Origin of the sequence: Rhodococcus sp. RS1C4 (genome assembly GCF_002258225.1) — a bacterium.
GTDB lineage: Bacteria > Actinomycetota > Actinomycetes > Mycobacteriales > Mycobacteriaceae > Rhodococcoides > Rhodococcoides fascians_E.
Window position 1 is genome coordinate 76,327 of record NZ_NOXZ01000004.1, and the last position, 26,933, is coordinate 103,259.

Sequence of the window (26,933 nt, forward strand, 5' to 3'; positions counted from 1 at the left end):
TGCGATGTCCGACGTTCCGGACAAGCGGGCCAACAGAACTGCAAGCGCCGAGTGAACGACCATGAACAGTGTCGTGCCGGTACGGCGAGCCAGTTCGACGAGGTCTCGGTGCAATTCCGGTTCGATACGGAAACTGCTGGTGCCACCGACGAAGGACTGTACGCCGGGACGCGGACGATCGAACGGCAGAACGAGTTCCTCGGGCAGACCCGCGAGCGTCGACTTCCAGAAATCCGCCTGCGTCGAGATCAACGACCGAGGGTCGGATTCGTCTCCGAGTGCTTCACGCTGCCACAGAGTGAAGTCCGCGTACTGGACCGCGAGCGGAGCCCACCCAGGCTCCTCGCCCACCGTTCTGGCGGCGTAGGCGATCATCACGTCGCGCGTCAACGGGCCCATCGACCAACCGTCGGCGCTGATGTGGTGCGCGACGAACACGAGCACGTGCTCGGTGTCGGTCACAGCGAACAGCTCGGCGTGGAGCGGTACTTCCCGCGTCACGTCGAACCCTGTCGAGACCACCGACGCGATTCGTCCCGGAAGGTCGTCCTCGGCAACGGTGACCGGCACCAACACGGGAACAGCCGACGACGTCGGCAGAATGACCTGTGAGGCGACTCCGTCGGTCTCCGGATAGACCGTGCGCAGCGCTTCGTGACGCTCGAGCACGTCGGCGATGGCGGCCTGGAGCGCCGACACGTCGAGGCTTCCCGAGAGCCGGATTGCCACCGGGAGGTTGTTCACAGCGGACTCGGTGTCGAAGCGGTTGAGGAACCACATCCGCTGCTGCGCGAGCGACAGCGGAATGTGATCCGGACGTGGGCCTGCGACGAGTGCGACGCGACCACCACCGACGTGCGATTCCGCACGGGCAGCGAGACTTTCGACGGTCGAGGCCTCGAACAGCGTCCGTACGGGCACGCGGGCTCCGAGAGCAGCACCGACTCTCGACACGACCTGCGTCGCGACGAGCGAGTTTCCGCCCAACTCGAAGAAGTCGTCGTCGAGACCCACGCGCGGCACACCGAGGACCTCGGCGAACACACCGGCCACGATTTCCTCGACCGGTGTGCGGGGCGCACGGAACACTCGCGCTTCGAACACCGGATCGGGCAGAGCCCGGCGATCGAGCTTGCCGGACGCGTTCAACGGGAGAGCATCGAGCACGACGAAGGTGGACGGCACCATGTAGGTCGGCAGCACCGTGGAGACGGCGGATTGCAATGCCCCGGTGTCCACCGTTGCACCCGGGACGGGAACGACGTAAGCGACGAGCTGATCGGAACGAACCAGAACGACCGTCTGAGCCACCAACTCGTGTCCGAGCAACGCGGATTCGATCTCGCCGAGCTCGATGCGAAGACCGCGCAGCTTGACCTGGAAGTCCGTGCGTCCGAGGTAGTCGAGTTCCCCGGCAGCAGACCATCGAACGAGGTCGCCGGTGCGGTACATCCGAGTGCCGTCGCCGAAAGTCGAGGCAACGAAGCGATCTGCCGACAGGTCGGGACGACCGAAGTAACCGCGTGCAACCTGTGCGCCCGTCAGATAGAGCTCTCCCGCGACGCCGATCGGAACCGGACGCAACCGAGAATCGAGCACGAGCACCCGTGCGTTCCAGACCGGCGACCCCATGGGCGCCGAGGCGCCGGGGACGGACACGCCCGGAGTCCCTGCCACGGCACGCGCGGTCGCGTGAACCGCGAACTCGGTCGGACCGTACAGATTGTGGATCCGTGCGGAAGGAAGCGCCGACGCAGCGGATCGGACCACCGATGTCGGAAGAGCCTCACCTGCAACCAGAACCGTCCGCAGTGAAGGACATCCGTCGGGACCGACGGCCGAGACGAATGCGGACAGGACGGACGGCACGAACGACGTCGCGGTGACGCCCTCCGACTCGATGACGGACACCAGATACGCCGGGTCGCGATGACCGTCCGGCTCGGCGACGATCAGACGGCCACCGGCAGCGAGCGATCCGAACAGTTCCCACACCGACACGTCGAACGTGAACGGAGTTTTCTGCAGAACAACGTCTTCGGTGCTCAGACCGTACTCGGCAACCAGCCACGAGATCTGGTTCACCACGGCGGAGTGCGAGACAGCGACGCCCTTGGGCTTACCCGTGGATCCGGACGTGAAGATCACGTAGGCGACGTTGTCCGCGCGGAGCGGCGCGAGGCGATCCGCATCGGTGATCGTCGCCGCCGAGTGAGTGCTCGTGTCGAGCGAGTCGACCACGACGATCGGTACGTCGACTCGGATGTCCAGGTCGTCGTGTGAGGTCGTCAACACGGCGATCGGCGATGCGACCTCGAGAATGTACCCGTTGCGCTCGGCCGGCTGGTCCGGGTCGACCGGGACGTAGCCCGCTCCCGATCGCAGTACTGCATAGAGAGCGACGATCATCGACAACGATCGACGCATCGCAACGGCGACCGACTCGTCCGGTCGCGCGCCACGGGCGACGAGTTCGCGTGCGAGGCGATTGACACGTGCGTCGAGGTCTGCGTAGGTGACGCCCTGCCCGTCGAACACGACGGCAACCGAATCGGGGCGTGCGGCCACCTGCGCGTCGAAGGCATCGAGAAGTGTTGCGTCGACGCCGAGTTCGTGCTCGGTGTTGTTCCAGGATTTCAGAATCAACCCACGCTCGACGGCGTCGTACAACTCTATGTCACCAACGGGAACGGAACTGTCTGAGATGACGGCGCCGAGCACGTGCAGGAAGCGGTCTGCGAACGCCTGAATCGTCGATTCGTCGAACAGATCTGTCGCGTAGGTGAATTCGGCCGCGAGACCGTCCGCGTCGCCATCCGATGTCAGTCGCTCGGTGAGGGTCAGCTGCAGATCGAACTTCGCGACGGCGACATCCAGATCGAGGCTGTCGATGCTCAGAGCGGGGAGGTCGAGATGAGTCGGCCCGAGGTTCTCGAACGACAGCATCACCTGGAACAGAGGGTGCCGTGCCGTCGACCTCGACGGGTTCAACACCTCGACGAGGCGCTCGAACGGAATGTCCGAGTGCGCGAATGCCCCGAGCGCAGCTTCGCGTGCGTGAGCCAGCAGGTCGTTGAAGCTCTCGTGGCCGTCGACGTCGGTCCGCAACACGAGGGTGTTGACGAACATGCCCACGACGTCGTCGAGAGCCTGCTCGCCGCGCCCCGCCACCGGAGTTCCGACGACTATGTCCTCGGTTCCCGACAGGCGTGCCAGGAGCACCGCCAGCGCTGCGTGGACCACCATGAACAGCGACGCATTGCGCTCTCTACCGAGATCGAGAAGCCCCGCATGGATTCGCGGCTCGATCTCGAATTCCACCGTCCCACCGCCGAACGACTGACGCGCGGGGCGCGGACGATCCGTCGGGAGGTCCAGTTGATCAGGGAGCCCGTCGAGCGTCGACTTCCAATACGCGACCTGCTGGGAGATCAGCGAGGACGCGTCGTCCTCCGATCCGAGGACCGCGCGCTGCCACAGGGTGTAATCGGCATACTGGACCGGAAGCGGAACCCATGCCGGCGACTCCCATTCCGTCCGTGCGGCGTACGCGATCATCACGTCGCGCGCGAGCGGACCGAGCGACCAACCGTCGGCCGAGATGTGGTGGACGACGATCGTCAGAACGTGCTCGGTCGGGGTGATCTCGAACAGCTGCGCGCGCACCGGAACGTCCGCGGTGACGTCGAAACCCGTGGCGGCCAAGTGCGCGATGGATCGTTGTAGATCAGTCGCAGTGGTCGATACCGGCATCAGGTTGGGAACGATCTGTGCCGCGTCCTGAACAACCTGATGCGGACCGTCCGCCGAGTTGGGGAACACCGTCCGCAGCGATTCGTGGCGGTCGATCACGTCCATGATCGCGACCTGCAACGCCGGCACGTCGAGAGCTCCGGACAGACGGAGCGCGATGGGCAGGTTGTAGGTGGCCGACTCGGTGTCGAAACGGTTGAGGAACCACATACGCTGCTGCGCCAGCGACAGCGGAATACGTTCCGGCCGAACACCTCTGGAGAGCTCGATGCGAGCGCCTCGTCCAGCTTCCTGCTCGACCCTGATCGCCAGCTGGGCTACCGTCGGTGACTCGAAGATCGCCCTGACCGGCACCTGCGCGTCGAGCGCAGCACCCAGCCTGGCGACGACCTGAGTCGCGACCAGCGAGTTTCCACCGAGTTCGAAGAAGTCGTCGTCGAGGCCGACGACGGGTGCCCCGAGGACGTCGCTGAACACCGTTGCCACGGTCTCTTCGATCGGTGTCGTGGGGGCGCGGAACTTTCGAAAACTGATTCCCAACTCCGGCTCGGGGAGTGCCCGGCGGTCGAGCTTTCCGATCGGTGTCAACGGGACCTCGTCGAGCACGACGATCGCCGACGGCACCATGTAGTTCGGCAGCAGCCGCGACACGTATCTCGCCAACTCGTCACTGTCGATGCCGGACGAACCGTGCACGTAGGACACCAGTGCCGTCTGCCCCGACGCGGTTTCCCGGCCCAGGGTGGCAGCGAACGTCACCGCGGGGAAACTCTCGAGCGCCGCGTCGATCTCGCCCAGTTCGATGCGGAACCCTCGGACCTTGACCTGGAAATCGGATCGTCCGACGTACTCGATGTCGAAGTCGTTGGTCCACCGCACGACGTCGCCAGTCCGGTACATACGCGTACCCGACCCACCGAAGGGATCGGCGACGAATCGTTCCGAGGACAGTCCCGGACGACGGTAGTACCCACGCGCCACGGCTTCGCCCGATAGATAGAGCTCACCTGCGACACCCACGGGGACGGGGTTCAACCGGGTGTCGAGGATCAGTGCCCCGACTCCGGGTACGGGGCCACCGACGGTGATTCGCTCACCGACGAAGAGCTCACCGCGCGTCGAGACGATGGTCGTCTCGGTAGGACCATAGGCATTGAAGTACCGGCGTCCCCTGGCCCAGCGGCCGACCAGATCTGCAGCCGACGCCTCGCCGCCGACGGACAGCAGTTCGAGATCGTCGAGGCCGGCGGAATCCATCGAGCCGAGTACGGCAGGTGTGATGACGGCGTGCGTGACGGACTCGTGGGCGAAGAGCGTGTGGAGCTCGGGGCCGCCGATGATCGTCGGCGGCACCACGACCAGTGTCGCACCGGCGGAAGCAGCAAGTGCCCATTCCAGGACAGACGGGTCGAAAGACGGTGAGATCACGTGCAGGAAGCGCGATTCAGGCGTGACACGGTACAGCTCACGCGAGGAATCGATCAGTCCGGACAGGCCACGATGAGTGACACTCACACCCTTGGGCAGGCCTGTCGAACCGGAGGTGTAGATGACGTAGGCGACGGAGTCGAGAGTCACCGAGGACAGGCGGTCCGCGTCGGAAAGCGCTGCGCCCGAACGGCCTTCGACGGACGACTCGAACTCCTGCGCGTCGATCGGCCACCATTCGCACGTAGCGGGCAGGGCGTCGACTCGCGCCGAGGTGGTGATGCCGACAACCGCACCCGAGTCCGACAACATGTGGCGCACCCGATCCACGGGGTACTCGGGGTCCACCGGCACCCATGCTGCGCCGGTTTTCGCGACTGCCCAGATGGACAGAACCATCTCGAGCGATCGCGGAAACGCAAGAGCGACCACGGTTTCCGGGCCGATTCCACGCTCGATCAAGTACCGCGCGTAGCGGTTGGTGAGTACGTCGAGCTCGCTGTAGGTCAGATCCGCTCCGGATGCGCGTACAGCCGCGCCGTCGGGGTTGGCCGCAACACCGGCGTCGAGGAACTCGTGCAACAGTCGCTGCGAGTCGACGGTGCCACCGTGCACCGACGTCAGCGTCGAGGCTTCGTCGGCCGCGAGAATGTCGATCGCACCCACCGGAATCGACGGATCGGCCACGATGGCGTCCAGGATCCGCACGAACCGTTTCGAGAAACTCTCGATCGTGGCCTCGTCGAACAGATCTGTGGCGTACTCGAAGACTGCTTCGATCCGGCCAGGGCGTCCGTTCTCGTCCTGATGCTCGGTCAACCACAACTGCAGGTCGAACTTCGCGATGGGAACGTCGAGTTCCTCCGCGGCCACCTCGAGGCCCGCGAAGCTGAGCTCACGCTGGCGGGCGGACTCGAGTGACAGAGCGACCTGGAACAGCGGGTGTCGTGCGGTCGAACGCGCCGGATTGAGTACTTCGACGAGCCGTTCGAACGGGATGTCGGCGTGCGCGAACGCCGACAAGTTGGTGTTCCTGACCTGATCCAGCAGGACGTCGAACGACGAGTGCGGGTCGACCCGCGCGCGGAGCACGAGGGTGTTGACGAACATGCCGATGATGTCGTCGAGCTTCTGGTCTGCTCGACCGGCAATCGGCGCGCCGATGGAGATGTCCGTCGTTCCGCTCAAGCGCGACAGCAGAACTGCGTACGCAGCCTGAACCACCATGAACAGCGACGCCTGATGCGAGCGAGCCACGGAGCTCAAACCACGATGCACATCCGGTTCGATCACGAAGCGGCTCTTGGCGCCCCCGTTGGTCGCAACGGCCGGGCGAGGTCGGTCCGAAGGGAGGTCGAGCTGATCGGGGAGTTCGTCGAGTGTGCGCAACCAGAACGCGATCTGCCGTGCCGACAGCGAGTTCTCGTCGGATTCGGCGCCCAGGACCCGGCGCTGCCAGAGTGCATAGTCGGCGTACTGGACTTGAAGCGGCGTCCAGCTCGGCGACCGCCCGTCGGTACGCGCTTCGTAGGCGACCATGATGTCACGTGCGAGGGGCCCGAACGACGAACCGTCGGCCGCGATGTGGTGCAGCACCATCGCCAACACGTAGTCGGTGTCGGACAGCTTGAACAGCTCGATTCGGAACGGAGCCTGAACGGAGACGTCGAATCCACCCCGCGCGAGATCGATCAGACTGTCCACGAGCTGGGCCTCGTCGACGTCCGTCACGTTCAATCCGTCGAACACGTCCTGTGCCCGCAGAACGACCTGTCGTGGAGCGTCGTCGATCTGAGGGTAGACCGTACGCAACGTCTCGTGGCGCTCGACGACGTCTTCGAATGCGCGCTCCACGGCCGATCTGTCGACGTCGCCGCGAAGTCGCACCATGAACGGAAGGTTGTACGCAGCGGTATCCGGATCGAACCTGTTCAGGAACCACATGCGCTGCTGAGCCAATGACAGCGGCACCACATCCGGCCTGGGCCCTGCCACGAGCTCGGGCCCCACCGAGCCCTGCGCGAGAGCGCTCGTCGCACGCGCTGCCAGAGCACCGACCGAGGGCGCCTCGAACAGTTCACGTACGCCCAGGCGCACACCGAGTGCAGCCCCGACGCGGGTCACGAGTTGCGTTGCAACCAAGGAGTTTCCGCCGAGCTCGAAGAAGTCCTCGTCGAGTCCGACACGGGTCGCGCCGAGTACGTCCTCGAACACGCTCGCGACGACCTGCTCCGCGTGGGTCTGGGGCGCGCGGTATTCACGCGCACTGCTGAAGACGGGCTCCGGCAATGCCTTTCGGTCGAGCTTGCCGCTCGTGTTCAGCGGGAACGCATCCAACACCATGACGGATGCAGGCACCATGTACGACGGTAGCGACCGGCCCGCTCGCTCCACCACGGCCGCGACGTCGATCGACTCGCGGGATGATGGAACGACGTACGCGACGATCTGTTCACCAGTAGCCGTCTCCACCACGAGAACCACGGTCTGCGAGATCGTCTCGTCGGCCAGTAGCACCGTCTCGATCTCACCGAGTTCGATTCTCTGGCCGCGGAACTTGACCTGGAAATCGGTTCGTCCGATGTAGTCCAGATTGCCGTCGGCGCGCCACTTCACGAGGTCGCCCGTGCGATACATGCGGTCCCCGCCCGCACCGAAGGGGCTCGCGACGAAGCGATCCGAACTCAGGTCGGGGCGACCGACGTAACCACGTGCGAGTTGGACGCCCGCGAGGTAGAGCTCGCCGGCTTCTCCGATCGGCGACGGCCTGAGCCTGCCGTCGAGCACGAACGCACGGGTGTTCCATTCCGGGACACCGATCGGGACGGTTCTGACGTCCTGAATCCCGCTCTCGTAGTAGGTAACCGACACCGCGGCCTCGGTCGGGCCGTACAGATTGTGCAGACCCGCCCCGCACAGTTCGCGGAATGCTGCCGCGGTCTCGGCAGGGAGCGCTTCGCCGATGACGAAGACGTGGCGGAGCGAATCACAGGTTCCGACAGGGGCATTGGCGACGAACACTGTCAGCATCGACGGCACGAAGTCCGTGACCGTCACGCCGTGTTCGGCAATCCTGTCCGCGACGTAGATCGAGTCTCGATGCCCGTCAGGGGTCGCCAGCACCATCGTTGCACCCACCTGCAGCGGCAGGAAGAAGCCCCACAAGGACACGTCGAACGTCGTCGCCGTTTTCTGCAGGTAGACATCGGAGGCGTCGAGGCCGTATTCCGCGCGCATCCACTGCAACTGGTTGTCGATTGCCGCGTGCGACACGGCAACACCCTTGGGGCGCCCCGTCGAACCGGACGTGTAGATGACGTAGGCCGTGTTGTCCAGGCGCAACGGAGCGACGCGATCTCGGTCCTCGACGCGCGTGCAGTCCATCGAGTCGACATCGAGGAGGTCGATCTCCACCGCCTCGACACCGTCGGGCAGGTCGACCTCGTCGCGGGCCACGGTGAGGACGCACAGCGGATCGGCGGACTCCAGGATGTACCTGGTGCGCTCGGCGGGATGGTCGGGATCGATGGGAACCCATCCGCCGCCGGCCTCGACGATGGCGTACATCCCGACGATCAGATCGAGTGACCGCCTGATCGACAGACCCACCAGCGCTTCCGGCCCGACCCCCTTGCTCACGAGAAGTCGCGCGAGACCGCTGACGCGGGAGGCCAGTTCACCGTAGCTGAGCGTTGTTCCCTCGTAGACCAAGGCCGTTGCGGAAGGATCGAGGTCCACGCGTGCGTGGAAATCCGACAGCAACGTCCGCTGGGAAACCTCGTGGTCGGTCTCGTTGAAACCACCGACGACAAGCTCCTGCTCGGTCGTGGTGAGCAACTCCAGATCCCACACACGGTCGGTGGGTGCCGCGGCGACGAATCGATCGAGGAATTCCACGAAACGAGCGTGGTTACGTTCGGATTCCGTTGCCGAGTACACGTTGGGGTTCGACTCGAAGTCGATGTGGGTCTGCTTTCCACCCACGCTCTGATACAGGTTCAGACCGAAATCCTCGATGAGACCCGTCGACAGAACGTTCAGTGTCCCGACCATGGACCCGAGACGTACCTCGCTGAAGAACAGCATGATGTTGACCCAAGGGCCGAAGAAGGACGCCTGCCCGGTGGTGCTGCCCGCATCGCGTCGGATGTCCTCGTGGCGGTAACGCTGATGCCTGAGCGCACCGGACACCTCGGTGGTGACCTTGGACAGCAGCTCCTCGATGGACATGTCCGTCGTCACCGTCAGACGCAACGGCACCACGTTGGACACCATGCCACCGGACCTACGCAGGACTGCCGTCGTGCGAGCGGTCACCGGCAAACTGAGGACGACATCCTGCGTGCCGGTCATCTGAGCCAGGTAGCTCGCGAACGCAGCGATGACCACCGTCGCAGTCGTGGTGTCGGCAGACTCGACCAGTGCAGCGAGGTCCGCGGTCGTCCCCGCGGACAACGATCGACTGTCGATCTGACTGACAGGTGCGGGGGCGGCAGTACGGCCACCGAGGCTCGTGGGGGCCTCGATACCCGCGACCCGATCGGCCCAGTACGTCTTGTCGTTCTCGAACCGGCTCGACTCACGGTACGCAACCTCGGCCTCGTACACCTTGCTGAGATCGGAGGCCTTGCTCGGCGGTGGCTCGTGCCCCTCCACGGATGCCGTGTACAGCTCGGCAGCACGATTCATGAACGTGACCGCGCCGAAGCCGTCGAGCACGACGTGGTGGACTCGGTTGAACCAGAAGTACCTGTCGTCCTCGAGGTGCAGAACGGTTGCCGCGATCAGTCGATCCCGGAGAATGTCGATGGGCGCGCTGTAATCTGCGCGCATCCAGTCCTGAGCTGCACTGACCGGGTCCGGTTCACCCCGCAGATCGATGTAGCCGAGTGGATCCTCGAGCGTGGAGTCGACGAACTGGCGTGGCTCGGAATCGACCTCCACGATGCGGACGAAACCGGACTGCAGCTCCAACGCCGCGCGAGACTGCGCTGTGCGCAGTGCATCCAGATCGAGATCCCCGCGCAGCTCGACGTACTGAGCGATGTTGGCGGGCACCGACGGATCCACGTGCTGGGCGAACCACATGCCCAGCTGTGCGGGAGAAAGCGGGAAAGACGAGTCCGGCACTTCCTGATGCGCCTGTGCTCCTCCGACTGATTCGTCCCAACCTAGCGGGTCCAATCGAATCCTCTCTTTCCCACAATCACACGCCTTCGGTCCGCGTCGACAGCTCCGACACTTCCGAACACCGAACTCACAAATCTAATTGGTATCTGCAACGAGAACTAATCGACGCCCCAACAGTCGCCGATGTTACTCATGGGTACATCTGCGCACATGGGATCAGCCGTTACACGGCCATCTGACTCGGTCCCATCACGTGGGATATCGATTCGGACAGCGCTCCGTGGGACCCGAAACGACGAGGACCGGATCTACGTCTGCCGGCGACGTTTGCGCCTGTGCACATCACTTGTCCAATCTACAGGGCATCGCGGAGAGCGGACCGAGCCCGGCACACCAACGAATCCCCTCCACTCGCGGTCCACTCACGCAGTCGCGTTCATGGACGCGATCACTTTCGTCGGCTTGATCCTCACGACCAGCTCTCCGGGCACGCCGTTGCGTCGACCGAATTCCTCGGCACGGTCCGAGCCCATGTACCGACCACCGATGGCCGTGGCTGTCCTGAGCAGGTCGTCGGGATCCTCCGATGTCTCCGCCACACCCTGGACCTGTACGAACCCGTACGGCGGCTCCTCCAGGTCGACCGACAACACCAGCCGCGGATCCCTGGCGATCGCCTTACCCTTCGCCGTGTCCGCGCCCGTGTTGAACACGACGGCGTCGTCCTCGAGCACGAACCACACCGGCGCCACCAACGGCCGACCGTCCGACGCCACGAAGCCGAGCTTTCCGGTTCGTGTCCCCGTCAGCAGAAAATTCCTGACCTGGAGATCCGCAAGAGATGCCATGTTGGCAACGCTACCGCCGCACTCCGACACGCCTCATTCCGCAGGCTCCACTCGCGCTCTGTTGGCTCATTCCGCAGGCTCCACTCGCGCCTCCCGGCTCATTCCGCAGGCTCCACTCGCGCCTCCCGGCTCATTCCGCAGGCTCCACTCGCGCCCCCACGATTCGCCGCGCGATGGCGAGGTAGGTCTCGACCAGTTCCGACGGCGCCAGGGGCCCGTCCGGCCGGTACCAGCCGGCGACTCCGATGCACATCGTCGTGACTGCTCGCGAGGCGTCCTCGGCGTGATCGAGGCCGAAGTCTCCGGATGCGATCCCGTCGGCGACGATGGCGTCGACCATGCGCTGCTGCTCGTCGCGCCTACCGACGTAGTCGATGCGGTTCACCTCGTCGAGGCTTCGGATCTCCGTCGACCCGAGGAATGCCTGCTCACGCCGGTGCATGTGGAACAGCAGCAACGACTCGACCACGGCGTCGAACCGTTTTCGTGGCGACGGCCCGGCCTCGGTCTCTGCTGATCTCGATCTCTCCAGCAGCTCGTCCATCGCTGCTGTCATCAGTCCGACGAGCAGGGCCTGCTTGGACGGGTAGTGGTGGTACAGGCCAGGGACGGACAACCCTGCTCGTCCGGCGATTTCTCGTACGGAGGTGCCGTGATATCCCTGGTCGACGAAAGCCGACAGAGCTGCGGCCAACGGCGCGGGCAGCGTCGACGCCTCGTATCGGCGCCAGGAACCGGTGTCGTTCATGCGAAGGCACTGTCGAACGTCAGCCTGCCGCCGAGCACGGTGGCGAGAATGGGGACGGCACGGAGATCGCGGTTGCCGAGCTGTGCAGGATGCTCGGCGAGCAGCACCAGGTCCGCCTGCGACCCGAGTTCGACGGAGTGTCGCCCCCCGGACGCCGCGGCGAGCGCGACGCCCAGCGGCAGTGCTTCCGACGGCTGCCACGGTGGTCGCTCGTCGTCGGTGCGCCAGACGGCGTCGGCGACCGCGTCGAGCGGGCTGGGAGGACTGACGGGGGCGTCGGACCCGAACAGCAGCCGCGCTCCCGCCCGGTGCAGGGACAGGTAGGGGTACGCGATCGAGCTCCGTCCCGCCCACAGCTCGTCGGCCACATCCCGATCGCTCATCGCATGTTGCGGCTGAATCGACGCTGCGACGCCTGTGGCGGCGAATCGCGGGATGTCGCCGGGGCGGATCTGCTGAGCGTGCTCGACGCGGCCTCCCCCGCCGACAGTCTCGAATGCGTCCAGTGCGAGCGAGTTGGCGCGGTCCCCGATGGCGTGGATCGCCGGAGTGATGCCGCCCGCCCTGGCGCGCCTCATGACGGCCACGAGGTCCTCGGGCGTCTCGAGCAGCACCCCGCTCGACGTGCCGCCGGGATACGGGTCGTGGCAGCAGGCCGTCCTCGTGTTGAGCGAACCGTCGAACATGACCTTCAGCGGTCCGAGCGCGACACCGTCGGCGACGATGTCGCCGGTGGCTGCGCCGCGTTCCAGTTCGTGGTCGAGCCACTCGGGCCAGACCGTGAAGTCGACGCGGACATCGGCGCGCCCCAGCGCCGACCGTCGGGTCCACACAGCTCGATTGTCCGCGTACTCGAAGTCGGTGACGGCGGTGATACCTCGTCGTGCGAGTTCTCGTGTCGCGGCGAGGGCACCGCGATCACTGTCCACGGGGTCGGCCAGCCGATCGAGAGCGCCGAGGCCCTCCATGCAGTCGTGATCTCGAAGCACACCCGTCGGATGATCGATCCCGAGGTCGTCCAGGAGCGCAGGGCTGAGCCACAGAGTGTGCAGATCCATGCTCGTGATCGCCGCTCGACGGCCGGGCAACGCGTTCTGCAGGATGTCCTTGTGCGGGGCGTCCGGCCACAAGGCGTCGCGGAATCCCTGCGCTCGGAGAATCCCCGAACCGTGCCGCTCGTTCGAGCGAGCCAGGATGTCCGCGAGATCCGCAGCGGAATCGGCACCGGAGACGTCGATGCGCGTCAGCGACGTCGCCCACTGCGTCAGATGAACGTGGTTGTCGACGAAGGACGGCAGCAGAGCCGCGCCGCGCCCGTCGAGAGTGTCGCCCTCGATCGCGCTGCCCGACGCCGTGGTTGCGCTCATGTCGGCGATCCGGCCGTCGACCGTCTGTACGTCCACCGCGCCGCCGCCTGGAGTCAGGACCACGTTCTTGATCAACACACCCGGACTCTAGAACACCGAGGGACGTGAGACCGTGATGCGGTGACGAACTCGAAGCCCGGCTACCACGCCACGATCACCGTCCGCTGGTCGGACATGGACGCTTTCGCGCACATCAATCATGCGCGGATGGTCACTTTGCTGGAGGAAGCCAGAATCGAGTGGCTGCTCAGCACGGGAGACGCGCCAGGGGAACGTCCGGAAGATCGGGCCGCGCAGGCCAACGAGTCCTTGATCAAGAGCGCGTTGATCGCGAACGTGAACATCGCGTACAAGAAGCCCCTGCGCCACTCGGACAGTCCGCTCGATGTCACGCTCTGGTTCGAGCAGGTGCGTTCGGTCGATTTCACGATCGGTTACGAGGTGCGCGCAGCGGGCGCTGCGGCGGACTCCGCTCCGGCCGTGCTGGCCAGGACACGAATGGCGATGGTCGACGTCGGATCGGAGCGCCTGCGGCGGATCAGTCCAGCGGAGAAGGAGTACCTGGCGAAGTGGACTCGTCAGCCCTGACGATTCCGACCGACATCCGTGTACCAGTCGATGAGGTCCGGGGCGTCGACGGCCGATCGGTCGAGGGAACGCGCGGCGTCTCGCCCCTGAAAGATCTTCTTCAGCGGCACTTCGAGCTTCTTGCCGGTCCGGGTGTGCGGAATACCGGGCGCAGCGATGATCACGTCCGGTACGTGCCGAGGCGATGCGTGTCGACGAATCGAGTCCTTGATCTTGTCCTGCAACACATCGCTCAGCTCCTCGCCGTCCGCCAGCACGACGAACAGCGGCATCCAGTAACCACCGTCCTCGGATTCGACTCCCAGGACCAGAGCTTCGACGATTTCCGGCAGGGATTCCACGGCCTGGTAGATGTCGGCGCTGCCCATACGAATTCCATTGCGGTTCAACGTCGAGTCGGACCGGCCGTGCACGACGACGCTCCCGTGGTCGGTGCGCGTGATCCAGTCCCCGTGCCTCCACACGCCGGGATAGGTGTCGAAGTACGCGTCTCGGTATCGCTCTCCGTCGGTGTCGTTCCAGAACCGCACCGGCATCGACGGCATCGGCTTCGTGACCACCAGTTCCCCGACCTCCCCGGTCACGGAGTGTCCGTCCTCGTCGAACGCGTCGAGCGCAACTCCGAGAAACGGCGCCGACAACTCCCCCGGCCACACCGGAACAGTGCGAACACCGCCGGCAAATGCGGACACGACATCGGTTCCACCCGAGATGGAGAAGACCGGAACCCGCTCACCGACGCTCCGCGCCAACCACTCCGACGACGACGCAGGCATGCTGGACCCGGTGATCCCGATCGCGCGAAGCGCACTCAGATCGTGATCACGAGACGGAACGGAGTCCGCTTTGATGCAGGACAGAACGTAACCAGGGCTGGTGCCGAGGAACGTCACCGACTCCGCCGCCGCGATCGACCACAACCCGTCGGGCGCGGGATAGGACGGGCTCCCGTCGCTGCACACGATGGTCGCCCCGACGAGCAAGCCGGCGACCTGGAAGTTCCACATCATCCAACTCGGGCTCGTGTACCAGAAGAAGACGTCGTCGGCACCGATATCCGATTGCAGCGCAACGGCCTTCAGATGCTCGAGCAGGACTCCCCCGTGCCCGTGGACGATCCCCTTCGGCAGACCTGTGGTGCCGGACGAGAACACCACCCACAGCGGGTGGTCGAACGGAACGGGCGTCGTGACCCACTCGTGCTCGCCTGCCGTGCACTCCTCCCACGACATCGCTCCTTCGGCGACATTGCTTCCGACCTGGACGACCGTCCGAACCGTCGGGAGGCCGTCGCGTAGTTCTGCCGCGTCGGCACTCTTGTCGTGGAACTTGCCGCCGTAGGAATACCCGTCGGCGACGACGAGGACCTTCGGGTCCAACTGCCCGAGACGATCGATCGCCGCCGACGGTGAGTAGTCCTGTCCACAGGCCGACCACACCGCCCCGATGCCGGCCGCTGCGAGGAATGCGACCACCGCCTCCGGGATGTTCGGTAGGTATCCGACGACACGGTCCCCTGGCACGACGCCCTCGCGGCGCAGAGCGTCCGCCAACGCAGCACACTGACGCGCGAGTTCGGCCCAGGAAAGCTCGGATCGGGCACCGTCCTCACCGACGTGGACGATGGCCGGACGATCGTCTCGCACGTGGCGTCTCACCTGGTCGACGTAGTTGAGCTCGGCTCCTGGAAACCACTGCGCCCCCGGCATATCGGACGAGCCGAGCACCGAGGTCGCGGGCTGGGAGGCAACGACGTCGAAGTAATCCCAGACCTGACGCCAGAACTCATCCAGATTCTGCGTCGACCATCGCCACAACGCCGTGTAATCCGGCAGCGAGACGCCGTGCCTGCGCTCCACCTCCCGCGTGAAGTCGGTGATGCGAGCGCTCTCGACGTCCTCCGTCGACGGTGTCCACTGCGGTTCGGTCATGCGTTCCAGTATCCCCTGAGCGTCGCTTCGCACAACGGGGATGTGCGTTCACAACGCTGATGCGTGTTGTGAAAACACCATCGACGTTGTGAGGACACCGGACGGAATGGTACGAGCGAACCAGAATTCATCCACAACCCCCTCGTTCGTCCACAATCGGACGCGAGGGGGTGGTTTCGACGCCTCATCAACTGCACGATCACCGCATGCATCCCGACGCCGATGGCTTCCTCACCCGTGCAGCAGCATCCGCCGCCGGATACAGCGACGACGAGTTCCGTCGAATGATCGCCTCCGGTGAGATCAGAAAGGTCGCCACCGGGATCTACTGTCCAGCAGATCGATTCGATGCTCTGACACCGACGGGCGTTCATCGACTCAGAGCCGTCGCCGCAGTTCGAGGAAAGCGGGGACATGCGGTGAGCCACGTCTCCGCTGCGGTGCTGCACGGCTTGACGATGTGGAACACCGACCTCGGGCGCGTGCACCTCACGGCCGATCGTGCGACAGGGGCCAGGAGGACCTCGAGCCTTCACGTGCATACGGGCCGTCTGACGCCGTCCACCACTGTCGAACTCGGGCCGGTACCGGTTACCTCCCCGGCGCGCACGATCGTCGACACCGCGCGCGTGCTCGACCTGGATCATGCAGTGGTGATCGGCGACTCGGCACTGCGCAAGTTCGCGATCACGCCGGACGAGCTCGCCGACGCCCTCGAGCGGAGTTCGAGGCTGCACAACATAGCCGCAGCGCGGCGGGCGGTTCACCGGATGAACGGACTCAGCGAAAGCGCAGGCGAATCCCTCAGTCGACTGCGGATGGAGGAGCACGGAATACCTACTCCCACTTTGCAGTACAGAGTCCCCTTGCTCGATTTCCGGGTGGACTTCTTCTGGCCGAAGTTACGAATCATCGGCGAGTTCGACGGGCTGGGCAAGTACGGCGGCGACTCCCGGAACCTAGCTCGCGAGAAGGCCAGGGAGGACGCCCTGCGTGACGAGGGCTACCAGGTCATCCGCTGGGTCTGGAGGGACCTGTGGAATTTCGCGGAGGTGTTCATGCGATTCGAACGAGCCAGGGCCCGTGCACTCATGAGCTGAATGTGCGTTCACAACCGCGCCGACTGTCCTCGGAGCACGGACACCTGTCTTCGAGATCTAGATCAGATCCAGCGACCGCTCGCGCATTTCGACTTTGCGGACCTTGCCTGTGACGGTCATGGGAAACTCGTCGACGATGTGCACGTAGCGCGGAATTTTGTAGTGCGCCAGTTTGCCCGCACAGAAGGCGTGGATCGAATCCGCGTCCAGCGGGGTTGCTCCGTCCTGCATCCGTATCCAGACCATCAGTTCCTCACCGTATTTGGCGTCGGGAACCCCGATGACCTGGGCGTCGAGGATGTCGGGGTGGGTGTACAGAAATTCCTCGATCTCTCGGGGGTAGACGTTCTCGCCACCGCGGATGACCATGTCCTTGATGCGGCCGGTGATGGAAACGTAGCCGTCGGAGTCCATGACACCGATGTCGCCGGTGTGCATCCATCCGTCGGCGTCGATGGCCTCGGCTGTTTTCTCCGGCTGGTTCCAGTAGCCCAGCATGACCGAGTATCCGCGGGTGCACAGTTCACCGGACTCCCCCTGGGCGACGGTCGATCCGTCGACGGGGTCGACGATCTGTACTTCGAGGTGCGGCCCGACGGCGCCGACGGTGGAGACGCGTTGTTCGATGGTGTCGTCGCTGCGTGTCTGCAGCGACACGGGGGAAGTCTCGGTCATGCCGTAGCAGATGGACACTTCGGCCATGCCCATCCTTTCGATCACCTGCTTCATCACCTCGGTGGGGCACGGCGAGCCGGCCATGATGCCGGTGCGGAGCGAGGACAGGTCGTACGAATCGAATTCCGGTAGAGCGAGTTCGGCGATGAACATGGTGGGTACCCCGTACAGGGACGTGCACTTCTCCTGCTCCACGGCGGCCAACGTGGACGCCGGATCGAACGAGAGTCCGGGAACGACCATCGCCGCACCGTGTGACGTACAGGCCAGGTTTCCCATCACCATCCCGAAGCAGTGATAGAACGGCACCGGAATGCACACGCGATCGTGTTCGGTGTAATGGCACAACTCACCGACGAAGTACCCGTTGTTCAAGATGTTTCGGTGACTCAGGGTCGCGCCCTTGGGAAACCCTGTTGTGCCCGAGGTGTATTGAATGTTGATCGGATCCTTCGGCGCCAACGAGCTCTGCACGTCCGCGACCAGGGAAGGGTTTTCGGCGAGTGCCCGGTGTCCGCGGTCGGTCATCAGTTCCCAGCCGAAGCTCCCGATGAAAACGACCTCCCGCACGGTCTCCTCGCGTGCGTCCTCGATCATCGCGCCGTAGTCCGAGCCCTTGAATTCCTGCGCGGACAACAGAACCGAGACTCCGGCCTGATTCAGGACGAATTTCAACTCGTGCGTGCGATACGCGGGATTGATGTTGACCAGAATTGCGCCGATCTTGGCGGTCGCGTATTGCGCGAGCACCCATTCGGGACAGTTGGGCGCCCAGATTCCCACTCGATCACCTGTCGTCACGCCTTTGACCAGCAGGCCCGCGGCGAGCAGCTCGACGTCGGCGAGGAACTCGGAGTACGTCCACCGTCTGCCGGAGGGGACGTCGACCAGTGCATCGTGACCGGCGTACTCGGCTACGGTTCGGTCGAGGTTCTGGCCGATGGTCTCCTCGAGCAACGCTGTCGACGACGGCCCGGACGAATAACTACGACTTTCCATGTCGACCACAGTAGTGATTGCCGTCACAAGTCGCCTACCCCCGAAAGGGTGTACTACTCGATGGTCAGCACTTCGGAGTTCTCGAGTGCGTCCGCGCGCGAGGTGTCCTTCAACGCAACACCGGACCTGCCGAGCCTGCGAGCGCCGGCGACGAGACTGGCAACGATCCTGGCGGACTGCTCGTACCCCAACCCTTCCGGCGGATGAATGTTGGAGATGCAGTTGCGGTCGGCGTCGGACTTTCCGGGTGCAGGCAGATGCGTCAGGTAGATCCCCAAGCTGTCCGCTACCGACAGCCCTGGCCGCTCACCGATGAGTACGACGACGGTGCGAACACCCATTGCCTCCGCGATGTGGTCACCCAACGCGACGCGGGCCTCGGTGGCGATGACGGGCGGGGCAAGGCTGTACACATCGGACAGTTCTTCGACCAGCGCCGCGAGCATCGACGGTCCGTGATCCATCAGGGCCCGGGGTGACAGCCCGTCACCGAGGACGAATCCGAGGTCGAAGTCACCTGGGGTGATGGAGGACAGGTCGTCGGGGGTCCGTCCGAGATCGGGCCGTCGCAGATACTCCGCGCGAGAGGTCGCCTTGGACGTCACCACCGCCGGTACCCCGATGCCGATCTTCTCCACGGCCGCCGCTGTGTCGTCGACGTCCAGTGGCATGTGCACGGCATCCCGCGCAGCCGCGTGTGCCGATCGGAACTCGAGCACTCGGCGGGTGGGCAGCGAGTCTCCGGTACGCCCCAGTCCGATTCGCGCCTGCGTGCTCAGACGCAGGTCCTGCCAGAATCCGTCGTCGGCGCGTTCTACGGCGCTCATCGTGCACTCGTCAGCGAACGCAACGGCGACCTCAGTGCGTCGACGTCGAGGATTCGACCGCTGCCGTCGACCATGCCGAGCCGGTCCAGCCATGCTGCGAATTCCGGTGCGGGCTTCAGCCCGAGCACCTGCCGCACGTACAGAACGTCGTGGAAGCTCAGACTCTGGTAACCGAGCATCACGTCGTCGGCTCCGGGGACTGCGATCACGAACGCGACTCCGGCTGCACCGAGCAGCGTGAGAAGGGTGTCCATGTCGTCCTGGTCCGCTTCGGCGTGGTTGGTGTAGCAGACGTCGACGCCCATCGGCAGGCCCAGGAGCTTGCCGCAGAAGTGATCCTCCAGCCCGGCACGGACGATCTGCTTGCCGTCGTACAGGTACTCCGGTCCGATGAATCCGACGACGGTGTTGACCAGTAACGGTTCGAGATCACGGCACACGGCGTATGCGCGTGCCTCCAGGGTCTGCTGGTCGACCGGGCGTCCCCCGGCGCCGAGGTGGGCGCCTGCACTGAGCGCCGAACCCTGCCCCGTCTCCAGATACATGACGTTGTTCCCGACGGTTCCCCGGTGCAGCGACCGGCCTGCCTCGTTGGCCTCTCGCAGCAATGAGACGTTGACACCGAAGCCTGAATTGGCCCCTTCGGTCCCTGCCACGGACTGGAACACCAGATCCACCGGAACGCCCTTGGAGATGAGTTCCATCGTCGTCGTGACGTGCGAGAGCACACACGACTGTGTGGGGATCTCGAACCGTTGCCGGATCTCGTCCAGCAGAAAGAGCAGATCGGACGTCGCGTGCGGCGAGTCCGTCGCCGGGTTGATGCCGATCACTGCGTCACCCGATCCGAGCAGCAGACCGTCGAGAGTCGCGGCGGCGATTCCGCGTGGATCGTCGGTCGGGTGATTGGGCTGCAATCGCGTGCTCAACGTCCCAGGAAGTCCGACGGTTGTCCTGAACGCCGATGTCACCTCGGCAGCCCGCGCCACCGAGATCAGATCCTGATTGCGCATGATCTTGCTGACGGCCGCAACCATTTCCGGAGTCAACCCCGGTGCGACGGATCGCAGAGTCGACGCCGAATCCTTCGAGGCGGCGGCGTCGAGCAGCCAGTCCCGGAGCCCACCGACCGTCAGATGCGAGATCGCACCGAAGGCAGTGCGGTCGTGCGAGTCGATGATGAGCCGGGTGACTTCGTCGCTCTCGTACGGAACCAGAAGATCTTCGAGGAACACGTCGAGCGAGACGTCGGACAGTGCCCATTGCGCGGCAGCTCGTTCGGCGTCGGACTGTGCCGCGCACCCGGCCAATTCGTCGCCCGACCGCAACGGTGTTGCCTTCGCCATCAGCTCGACGAGGCCGTCGAACGAGAAGTTGGCACCGGATACCTGGTGTGAGTACGTGCTCATTCGAGTTCGGCTTCTGCTTTCGCGAGGGCTGCGAATTCTTCGTCCGGCGAGTTCGCCACGAGATGATGACGGCTGTAGAGCCCGAAGTACAGCATGAACGCAGCGAAGACCCCGAGGCACCACAGCGCTGCCGTGCTGTCGACGAGGAACGTGGCGACCACAGCCAGCGCTGCGACGACGAGTGCGAAGCCCGTGGTGACGATGCCGCCCGGGGTCCGGTACGGCCGCGGCATGGTCGGTTCTTTACGTCGCAGAACGATGTGACTGACCATCATCAGAACGTAACTGAGCGCGGCACCGAACACGGCCATGTTGAGCAACATCGCTCCCTGACCCGTGAGCGAGAGGAGGAAACCGATGATGCCGGGGACGATCAGCGCGAGCGTCGGCGCTTTGCGAGAGTTGGTCACCGACAGGGTCTTCGGCAGGTACCCGGCCCGCGACAGCGCGAAGAGCTGACGCGAGTAGGCGTACATGATGGAGAAGAAGCTGGCGACGAGGCCGGCGAGCCCGATGTAGTTGACCACCTTGGCGGCCGTGCCGTCGCCGAGGGCTTCGACAAGCGGGTTGCCCGACGCCTGCATGGCGTCGGCGCCGCCCGCACCGGTCACCAGGAGCAGAACCCCGGCGCCGGTCAGCAGCAGGACGCCCATGGCCGCGATGATGCCGCGCGGCACGTTCTTGGTGGGATCCTTCGCTTCTTCTGCGGCGAGCGGAACCCCTTCGATGGCGAGGAAGAACCAGATCGCGAACGGAACCGCCGCCCAGATTCCGAGATAGCCGAACGGAAGGAAGCTCGACGCGCCCGCGGCGTCCGTCGGCGCGATGTCGGTGAGGTTGGCCGAGTCGAATTGTCCCAGTGCCGATACCGCGAAGATCACCAGACCGACGAGGGCGATGGCGGTGATGACGAACATGATCTTGAGTGCCTCACCGGCACCTGCGAGGTGGATGCCGATGAAGATGGCATACACCGCGAGATACACCCACCAACCGTCGGTGATGCCGAACAATCCAAGAGACTCGACGTACGCACCGATAAAGGTGGCGATGGCTGCCGGAGCGATGGCGTATTCGATGAGAATGGCGGTGCCGGTTGCGAATCCACCCCACGGTCCGAGTGCGCGACGAGCGAACGTGTACCCACCGCCCGCCGCCGGTAACGCCGACGACATCTCGGCCATGCCGAGGACCATGGCCAGGTACATGCCTGCGATGAGGATGCCTGCGATGAGCAAGCCACCGAAGCCACCCTGTTCGAGACCGAAGTTCCAGCCCGAGTAGTCACCGGAGATGACGTAGCTGACGCCGAGTCCAGCGAGGAGGACCCATCCCGCCGTGCCCTTCTTCAGCTGGCGTTTGGCCAGATAGTCGCTGCCCTCGACGTGCGACTCGGTCCCGTCGTGATGGGTGGGTGTTGGTTCTGTGACGGACATGGCCGGCCTCTCTCGAAGCGATGCGACTTCTTTCGCGGGTGAGCGAATCCGAATCAAGATATGCCCGCGGTGTAAGCACCGAGTCATCGCAATATGACGAGCGAATTACGTCAGTGGTTCGGTGTCGGACCGACGTCTCCCTCGTCGGGTTCTGCGACTGTCAGTACTGCGTCCACCACAGCCTTGTTGGTCTCGAGCTCACGCTCCAGCCGCCGGAGTGTGTGCGCGATCGAGGATTCGACCGAGTCGCCGACGAGGTCGACGCTCGCGACCAGAAGGATCTGCTTCGGACCGACGAATTCGATGCGAACGAACCGAACGGACGCCACCTCCGGAAGCTGTTCGATTCGCTCCACCACTGCGTTCCATAATGCTCGCGAACCCGGTTCGCCGGTGAGAAAACGTCGATTTCGGTCGATGAGCACGAAGGCGACGACGGCGAGCAGAACACCGACGAGAATCGAACCGACGGCGTCGTAGGCACTGGACCCGGTGAGCTGATGCAGTCCGATGCCTGCAGCGGCAATGACGATGCCGATGAGGGCCGCGCTGTCCTCGGCGAACACGGCACGCAGTGTCGGATCGGACGTCTCGAGTGCGTAGTCGAAGAAGTCCTTCTCGTACTCGGCTGCTTCACCGCGGATCTGCCGAACCGATTGAAGGAACGAGATTCCCTCCAGCACGAACGCCAGCGCGAGCACGACGTACGCGACGGTGTAGTTCTCGCTGCTGGATTCGCCCGCGAGGAGCGAGGTGATGCCGTGCCAGATCGACACCGCGGCGCCCGCGACGAACAAACCGACCGCGGCGAGTGTCGACCAGAAATACGCTTCCCTGCCGTATCCCAGCGGTCTCCGGTCGTCGGCGCCGCGGGAGCCTCGTTTGTTGGCGACGAGCAGGAATATCTCGTTGCCGGTGTCCGCCCACGAATGCGACGCCTCGGCGACCATCGACGCCGAACCCGTGATCACCGCAGCGACTGTCTTGGCAATCGCGACACCCAGATTGGCGCCGAAGGCGATGACGACGGTGCGGAGGCTCTCGGTCTCCGCACCGGCAGGCGTCGTATTGGAAGATTTCACGCGTTCGACTGTAGGCGCCCACCTCCCTTGTGAGTGGTCAGCCCTGCAGCATGCCCGGGACCGGGCAGGCGTCGACCGCTTCGGCGACGACGATGACGTCGTCGGGAACGGGAGGCCTGCGCCCCTCTTCCCAGTCGACTCCGACGAACGGTGTCAGCTCCTTCAGTACGTCGAACTCCTGCTGAGTGAACGCCCGTCCGCGGCTGAGAAATCGAAGCCCCTCAGGCGTTTCCAACGAGAACCCGGAACCACGCCCGGGCACCACGTCGAGCACCATCTGGGTGTGCTTCCACGCCTCGAACTGTGAACCTGAAATCCACACGGGCACTGCGTCGTCGCCCTCAGGGAGATCGTCCGGGATGTCGCCGACGCCGAGCCGCAGATCCAACAGACCGAGCAGCACATCCCGATCGCCGACGATGAATTCCCCTGCTGGATAACACATCGGCGACGAGCCGTCGCAGCACCCTCCGGACTGATGCATCATCAACGCGCCGTGGATCCCGCCGAGGCGACGGAGAAGCTCCATCGCCCCGGCGGTGGCTCTGAGACGCGCTGGAGGTCGCGCGTCGGACATCAGAAGAAGCCCTGAGCCTTCTGGGCGTAGCTGACCAGGAGGTTCTTCGTCTGCTGGTAGTGGTCGAGCATCATCTTGTGGTTTTCACGACCGATGCCGGACTGCTTGTACCCGCCGAAGGCAGCGTGCGCCGGGTACTGGTGGTAGGTGTTGGTCCACACTCGCCCGGCCTTGATGTCGCGGCCGGCGCGGTAGGCGACGCCACCGTCACGAGACCACACGCCGGCGCCGAGGCCGTAGAGGGTGTCGTTGGCGATGGAGATCGCTTCGTCGTAGTCCTTGAAGGACGTGACCGAGACGACCGGTCCGAAGATCTCCTCCTGGAAGATACGCATGTTGTTCTTGCCGGTGAAGATGGTCGGCTGGACGTAGTAGCCGCCGTTGAGATCTCCGCCGAGCTGTGCGCGCTCTCCGCCGGTGACGACCTGAGCGCCTTCGCCCTTGCCGATCTCGATGTAGGAGAGGATCTTCTCGAGCTGATCGTTGGATGCCTGCGCACCGATCATCGTCTCGGTGTCCAGCGGATCACCTTGGCGCACTGCCTTGGTACGAATCGCGGCGAGCGCCAGGAACTCGTCGTAGATGTCCGCCTGGATGAGCGAGCGGGACGGGCAGGTGCAGACCTCGCCCTGGTTGAGGGCGAACATCGTGAAGCCCTCGAGCGCCTTGTCCTGGTAGTCGTCGTTGGAGGACAGGACGTCGGAGAAGAACACGTTGGGGCTCTTGCCGCCCAGTTCGAGGGTGACGGGGATCAGGTTCTGCGAGGCGTACTGCATGATCAGGCGGCCGGTGGTGGTCTCGCCGGTGAACGCGATCTTCGCGATACGCGGGCTCGACGCGAGAGGCTTGCCCGCCTCGGTGCCGAAGCCGTTGACGATGTTGACGACGCCCGGAGGCAACAGGTCACCGATGATGGAGATCAGGTGCAGGATGGACGCGGGCGTCTGCTCGGCCGGCTTGAGCACGACGGCGTTGCCTGCGGCAAGTGCCGGCGCGAGTTTCCACACGGCCATGAGGATCGGGAAGTTCCAGGGAATGATCTGCCCGACGACACCGAGCGGCTCGTGGAAGTGGTAGGCCACCGTGTCGTCGTCGATCTCCGACAACGAACCTTCCTGTGCCCGAATGCATCCGGCGAAGTAACGGAAGTGGTCGACGGCGAGCGGAATGTCGGCGTTGAGGGTCTCACGGATCGGCTTGCCGTTGTCCCAGGACTCGGCGAGCGCAATGGACTCGAGGTTCTCCGCGATGCGGTCGGCGATCTTGTTAAGGACCACGGCGCGCTCGGCTGCGGAGGTCTTGCCCCAGGCGGGTGCGGCGGCGTGTGCAGCATCGAGGGCGAGTTCGATGTCCTCGGACGTGGAGCGGGCGACCTCGCAGAAGTTCTCACCGGTGACGGGAGTCGGGTTCTCGAAGTACTGGCCCTTGACTGGTGGTACCCACTCGCCACCGATCCAGTTGTCGTAGCGCGGCTGGAACGACATCTTTGCATCGGCGGTACCTGGACGGGCATAGACGGACATCTAGTGACTCCTTCGTCGTTCATCAACTGATGTGATTCAAGACACTAGAGTGCGCAACGTTGCAACTACGTTGCTGCACTGCGTGCAATTTCTGCTGGGCGCCCGGCCCGACGGATCAGACGCCGAGCTGGCGGTCGAGATGCTCGATTCTGGCGCTGACCTGCCCGTACAGTGCGGAGTCCTGACTGAGCGTGGCCCGGTACGCTTCCCACGCGTACACATCGGTGCGCCCGTGGATCGACGACGTCCACTGGGCCAGCAACACCGGATCCCCTGCCCGCAGCAGCGCGGCTTGGACCCGGGAGCGAAGTTCTTCTCTGATGTCCTCGATGCCGGGTGCCGTGGACCCGGGAAGAACGGGACCGGTGTAGATGCGCAACGCCCCCTCGATGTCGCCGCGGTCGAGGGCGCGCCGGATGTCGGAGACCTCGGTGGTCAGTTCGCCTACGAGCCGATAAGGCCTCGACGCCAGACCTGCACTTCCGAATGCTTTGCGTAGTCGCGACATCTCGGCGCGGATGGTCACCGAGTCCAATTCCTGCTCGTCGAGCAGTACGGCGAGATGATCGGAACTGAGACCCTCCGGGTGATCGGCCAGGAGCAACAGGATCTCCGCATGCCGCTGCGACAGCGCGCTGCGACCGCTTCCTTTCGTCAACCCGGGCCGGCCCGAACCGAGCACCTCCAACCGAGGAGCACTGTCACCCAACGACTTCGGCGAATTCATCAGATGCACACGCAATTCCGACTCGGCGGCGGCGACAGTGGCGCGAATCAGAGACAACACCTCGGGAACCGCAACGCGAGGACCGCCGGTGATATCGATCGCGCCGAGGATCTGTCCGCTCGTCGGGTGATGGACGGGCGCCGCGGAACAACTCCACTCGTGCACGGTCCTGCTGAAGTGCTCGGCGGCGAAGATCTGGACGCAGTGGTCGACCGCGAGCGCCGTGCCGGGAGCGTTGGTCCCTTTGCTTTCTTCGCTCCAGTCGACGCCTTCGGCGAAGTTCATCGACATCGCGCGATCCTTCGCAGCCGAATCTCCCTCGACCCACAGCAGCCGGCCCTCGGCGTCGGAGATCGCGACGAGCAAGCCGGTGTCCGCGGCATCCTCGACCAGCAGCTTGCGGATGACCGGCCTGATGATGGACATGGGGTGCTCGGAGCGATAGCGCTCCAGTTCCGCACCGGACAACACGATCGAGTCGTTTCCACCGTCGGGGTCGACACCTTTGGTGCGGCTGCGCATCCAGGAATCGAGGACCACGGAACGAACACTGGCGGTGGACGAGGAGTCCTCCACGAAAGAGCGGTGCGCTGTGGTCACCCGACGTGCGAGCACGTCGATGTCCTCACCAGGGCGAAGGGCAACCCAGGGGTTCCCCTGTCCTGGCGTTCTTCCAGTCATCACACAAGTACCTCTTCTGGCGCGGTCACACTACTGTAACGCAGCTCACACACGCAGAATACAGGCCCACCGAGCCCGGCGGGGATCGCCGAGGCCGGAGGGCC

At 64.6% G+C, this 26,933-nt stretch carries 15 protein-coding genes (1 of these 15 running past the window's edge); 2 read left to right on the forward strand and 13 right to left on the reverse strand.

Going from position 1 to position 26,933, the window contains the following annotated elements; all coding sequences use genetic code 11:
• From CH289_RS00665 to CH289_RS00680, 4 genes are all read right to left on the reverse strand, one after another.
• Nucleotides 1-10,311 carry the beginning of a non-ribosomal peptide synthetase gene (locus CH289_RS00665; RefSeq protein ID WP_094726985.1) on the reverse strand. It extends 19,767 nt beyond the left edge of the window, so the window shows 10,311 of its 30,078 coding nt (coding positions 1-10,311); its start codon is at nucleotides 10,309-10,311; the stop codon falls past the left edge of the window.
• Between the two features lie 422 nt (nucleotides 10,312-10,733).
• Nucleotides 10,734-11,159 carry a PPOX class F420-dependent oxidoreductase gene (locus tag CH289_RS00670; protein WP_019663532.1) on the reverse strand — a complete coding sequence of 142 codons (426 nt, stop codon included), beginning with the start codon at nucleotides 11,157-11,159 and terminating at the stop codon, nucleotides 10,734-10,736.
• A gap of 130 nt (nucleotides 11,160-11,289) precedes the next feature.
• A complete protein-coding gene (locus CH289_RS00675) occupies nucleotides 11,290-11,907 on the reverse strand; it encodes a TetR/AcrR family transcriptional regulator (RefSeq protein ID WP_020111176.1) in 618 nt (205 codons plus the stop codon).
• Entirely contained in the window at nucleotides 11,904-13,352 is a 1,449-nt protein-coding gene (locus CH289_RS00680; protein ID WP_094726987.1) for an amidohydrolase, read from the reverse strand. The genes CH289_RS00675 and CH289_RS00680 overlap by 4 nt, the downstream gene beginning before the upstream one ends.
• A gap of 42 nt (nucleotides 13,353-13,394) precedes the next feature.
• On the opposite strand from CH289_RS00680, the gene CH289_RS00685 reads away from it, so the two are divergent.
• Nucleotides 13,395-13,862 carry an acyl-CoA thioesterase gene (locus CH289_RS00685; RefSeq protein ID WP_094726989.1) on the forward strand — a complete coding sequence of 156 codons (468 nt, stop codon included), beginning with the start codon at nucleotides 13,395-13,397 and terminating at the stop codon, nucleotides 13,860-13,862.
• Here CH289_RS00685 and CH289_RS00690 read toward each other — a convergent pair.
• Nucleotides 13,853-15,793 carry an acetoacetate--CoA ligase gene (locus CH289_RS00690; RefSeq protein WP_019663528.1) on the reverse strand — a complete coding sequence of 647 codons (1,941 nt, stop codon included), beginning with the start codon at nucleotides 15,791-15,793 and terminating at the stop codon, nucleotides 13,853-13,855. The genes CH289_RS00685 and CH289_RS00690 overlap by 10 nt on opposite strands.
• 206 nt (nucleotides 15,794-15,999) lie before the next feature.
• On the opposite strand from CH289_RS00690, the gene CH289_RS00695 reads away from it, so the two are divergent.
• Nucleotides 16,000-16,893 carry a hypothetical protein gene (locus CH289_RS00695; protein WP_033189887.1) on the forward strand — a complete coding sequence of 298 codons (894 nt, stop codon included), beginning with the start codon at nucleotides 16,000-16,002 and terminating at the stop codon, nucleotides 16,891-16,893.
• A 57-nt stretch (nucleotides 16,894-16,950) separates the two neighbouring features.
• Here CH289_RS00695 and CH289_RS00700 read toward each other — a convergent pair whose 3' ends face one another.
• From CH289_RS00700 to CH289_RS00735, 8 genes are all read right to left on the reverse strand, one after another.
• A complete protein-coding gene (locus CH289_RS00700) occupies nucleotides 16,951-18,567 on the reverse strand; it encodes an AMP-binding protein (protein WP_037181943.1) in 1,617 nt (538 codons plus the stop codon).
• Nucleotides 18,568-18,620: 53 nt separating this feature from the next.
• The gene (eutC, locus tag CH289_RS00705) at nucleotides 18,621-19,394 is read right to left on the reverse strand and encodes an ethanolamine ammonia-lyase subunit EutC (protein WP_094726991.1); all 774 of its coding nucleotides are present in this window, start codon (nucleotides 19,392-19,394) and stop codon (nucleotides 18,621-18,623) included.
• On the reverse strand, nucleotides 19,391-20,803 hold the full coding sequence (locus tag CH289_RS00710) for an ethanolamine ammonia-lyase subunit EutB (RefSeq protein ID WP_019663524.1): 1,413 nt from the start codon (nucleotides 20,801-20,803) through the stop codon (nucleotides 19,391-19,393). The genes eutC and CH289_RS00710 overlap by 4 nt, the downstream gene beginning before the upstream one ends.
• On the reverse strand, nucleotides 20,800-22,239 hold the full coding sequence (eat, locus tag CH289_RS00715; RefSeq protein ID WP_019663523.1) for an ethanolamine permease: 1,440 nt from the start codon (nucleotides 22,237-22,239) through the stop codon (nucleotides 20,800-20,802). Before eat ends, CH289_RS00710 begins: the two co-directional genes overlap by 4 nt.
• A 110-nt stretch (nucleotides 22,240-22,349) precedes the next feature.
• A complete protein-coding gene (locus CH289_RS00720) occupies nucleotides 22,350-23,321 on the reverse strand; it encodes a cation diffusion facilitator family transporter (RefSeq protein ID WP_094726993.1) in 972 nt (323 codons plus the stop codon).
• Nucleotides 23,322-23,358: 37 nt separating this feature from the next.
• Entirely contained in the window at nucleotides 23,359-23,898 is a 540-nt protein-coding gene (locus CH289_RS00725) for a DUF779 domain-containing protein (protein ID WP_179276696.1), read from the reverse strand.
• Nucleotides 23,898-25,421, reverse strand: coding sequence for an aldehyde dehydrogenase (adh, locus tag CH289_RS00730; protein WP_019663520.1), 1,524 nt, complete (start codon nucleotides 25,419-25,421; stop codon nucleotides 23,898-23,900). Before adh ends, CH289_RS00725 begins: the two co-directional genes overlap by 1 nt.
• A gap of 115 nt (nucleotides 25,422-25,536) precedes the next feature.
• Entirely contained in the window at nucleotides 25,537-26,829 is a 1,293-nt protein-coding gene (locus CH289_RS00735; protein WP_094726995.1) for a sigma-54-dependent transcriptional regulator family protein, read from the reverse strand.
• Nucleotides 26,830-26,933: the final 104 nt, after the last annotated feature.

Excerpts from the sequence above, each read along its gene's own strand:
- CH289_RS00675 (WP_020111176.1), bottom strand. The coding sequence starts at position 11,907 with ATGAACGACACCGGTTCCTGGCGCCGATACGAGGCGTCGACGCTGCCC.
- CH289_RS00725 (WP_179276696.1), bottom strand. The coding sequence starts at position 23,898 with ATGTCCGACGCGCGACCTCCAGCGCGTCTCAGAGCCACCGCCGGGGCG.
- eat (WP_019663523.1), bottom strand. The coding sequence starts at position 22,239 with ATGTCCGTCACAGAACCAACACCCACCCATCACGACGGGACCGAGTCG.
- CH289_RS00695 (WP_033189887.1), top strand. The coding sequence starts at position 16,000 with ATGCATCCCGACGCCGATGGCTTCCTCACCCGTGCAGCAGCATCCGCC.
- CH289_RS00670 (WP_019663532.1), bottom strand. The coding sequence starts at position 11,159 with ATGGCATCTCTTGCGGATCTCCAGGTCAGGAATTTTCTGCTGACGGGG.
- eutC (WP_094726991.1), bottom strand. The coding sequence starts at position 19,394 with ATGAGCGCCGTAGAACGCGCCGACGACGGATTCTGGCAGGACCTGCGT.
- CH289_RS00710 (WP_019663524.1), bottom strand. The coding sequence starts at position 20,803 with ATGAGCACGTACTCACACCAGGTATCCGGTGCCAACTTCTCGTTCGAC.
- adh (WP_019663520.1), bottom strand. The coding sequence starts at position 25,421 with ATGTCCGTCTATGCCCGTCCAGGTACCGCCGATGCAAAGATGTCGTTC.
- CH289_RS00700 (WP_037181943.1), bottom strand. The coding sequence starts at position 18,567 with ATGGAAAGTCGTAGTTATTCGTCCGGGCCGTCGTCGACAGCGTTGCTC.
- CH289_RS00690 (WP_019663528.1), bottom strand. The coding sequence starts at position 15,793 with ATGACCGAACCGCAGTGGACACCGTCGACGGAGGACGTCGAGAGCGCT.
- CH289_RS00735 (WP_094726995.1), bottom strand. The coding sequence starts at position 26,829 with ATGACTGGAAGAACGCCAGGACAGGGGAACCCCTGGGTTGCCCTTCGC.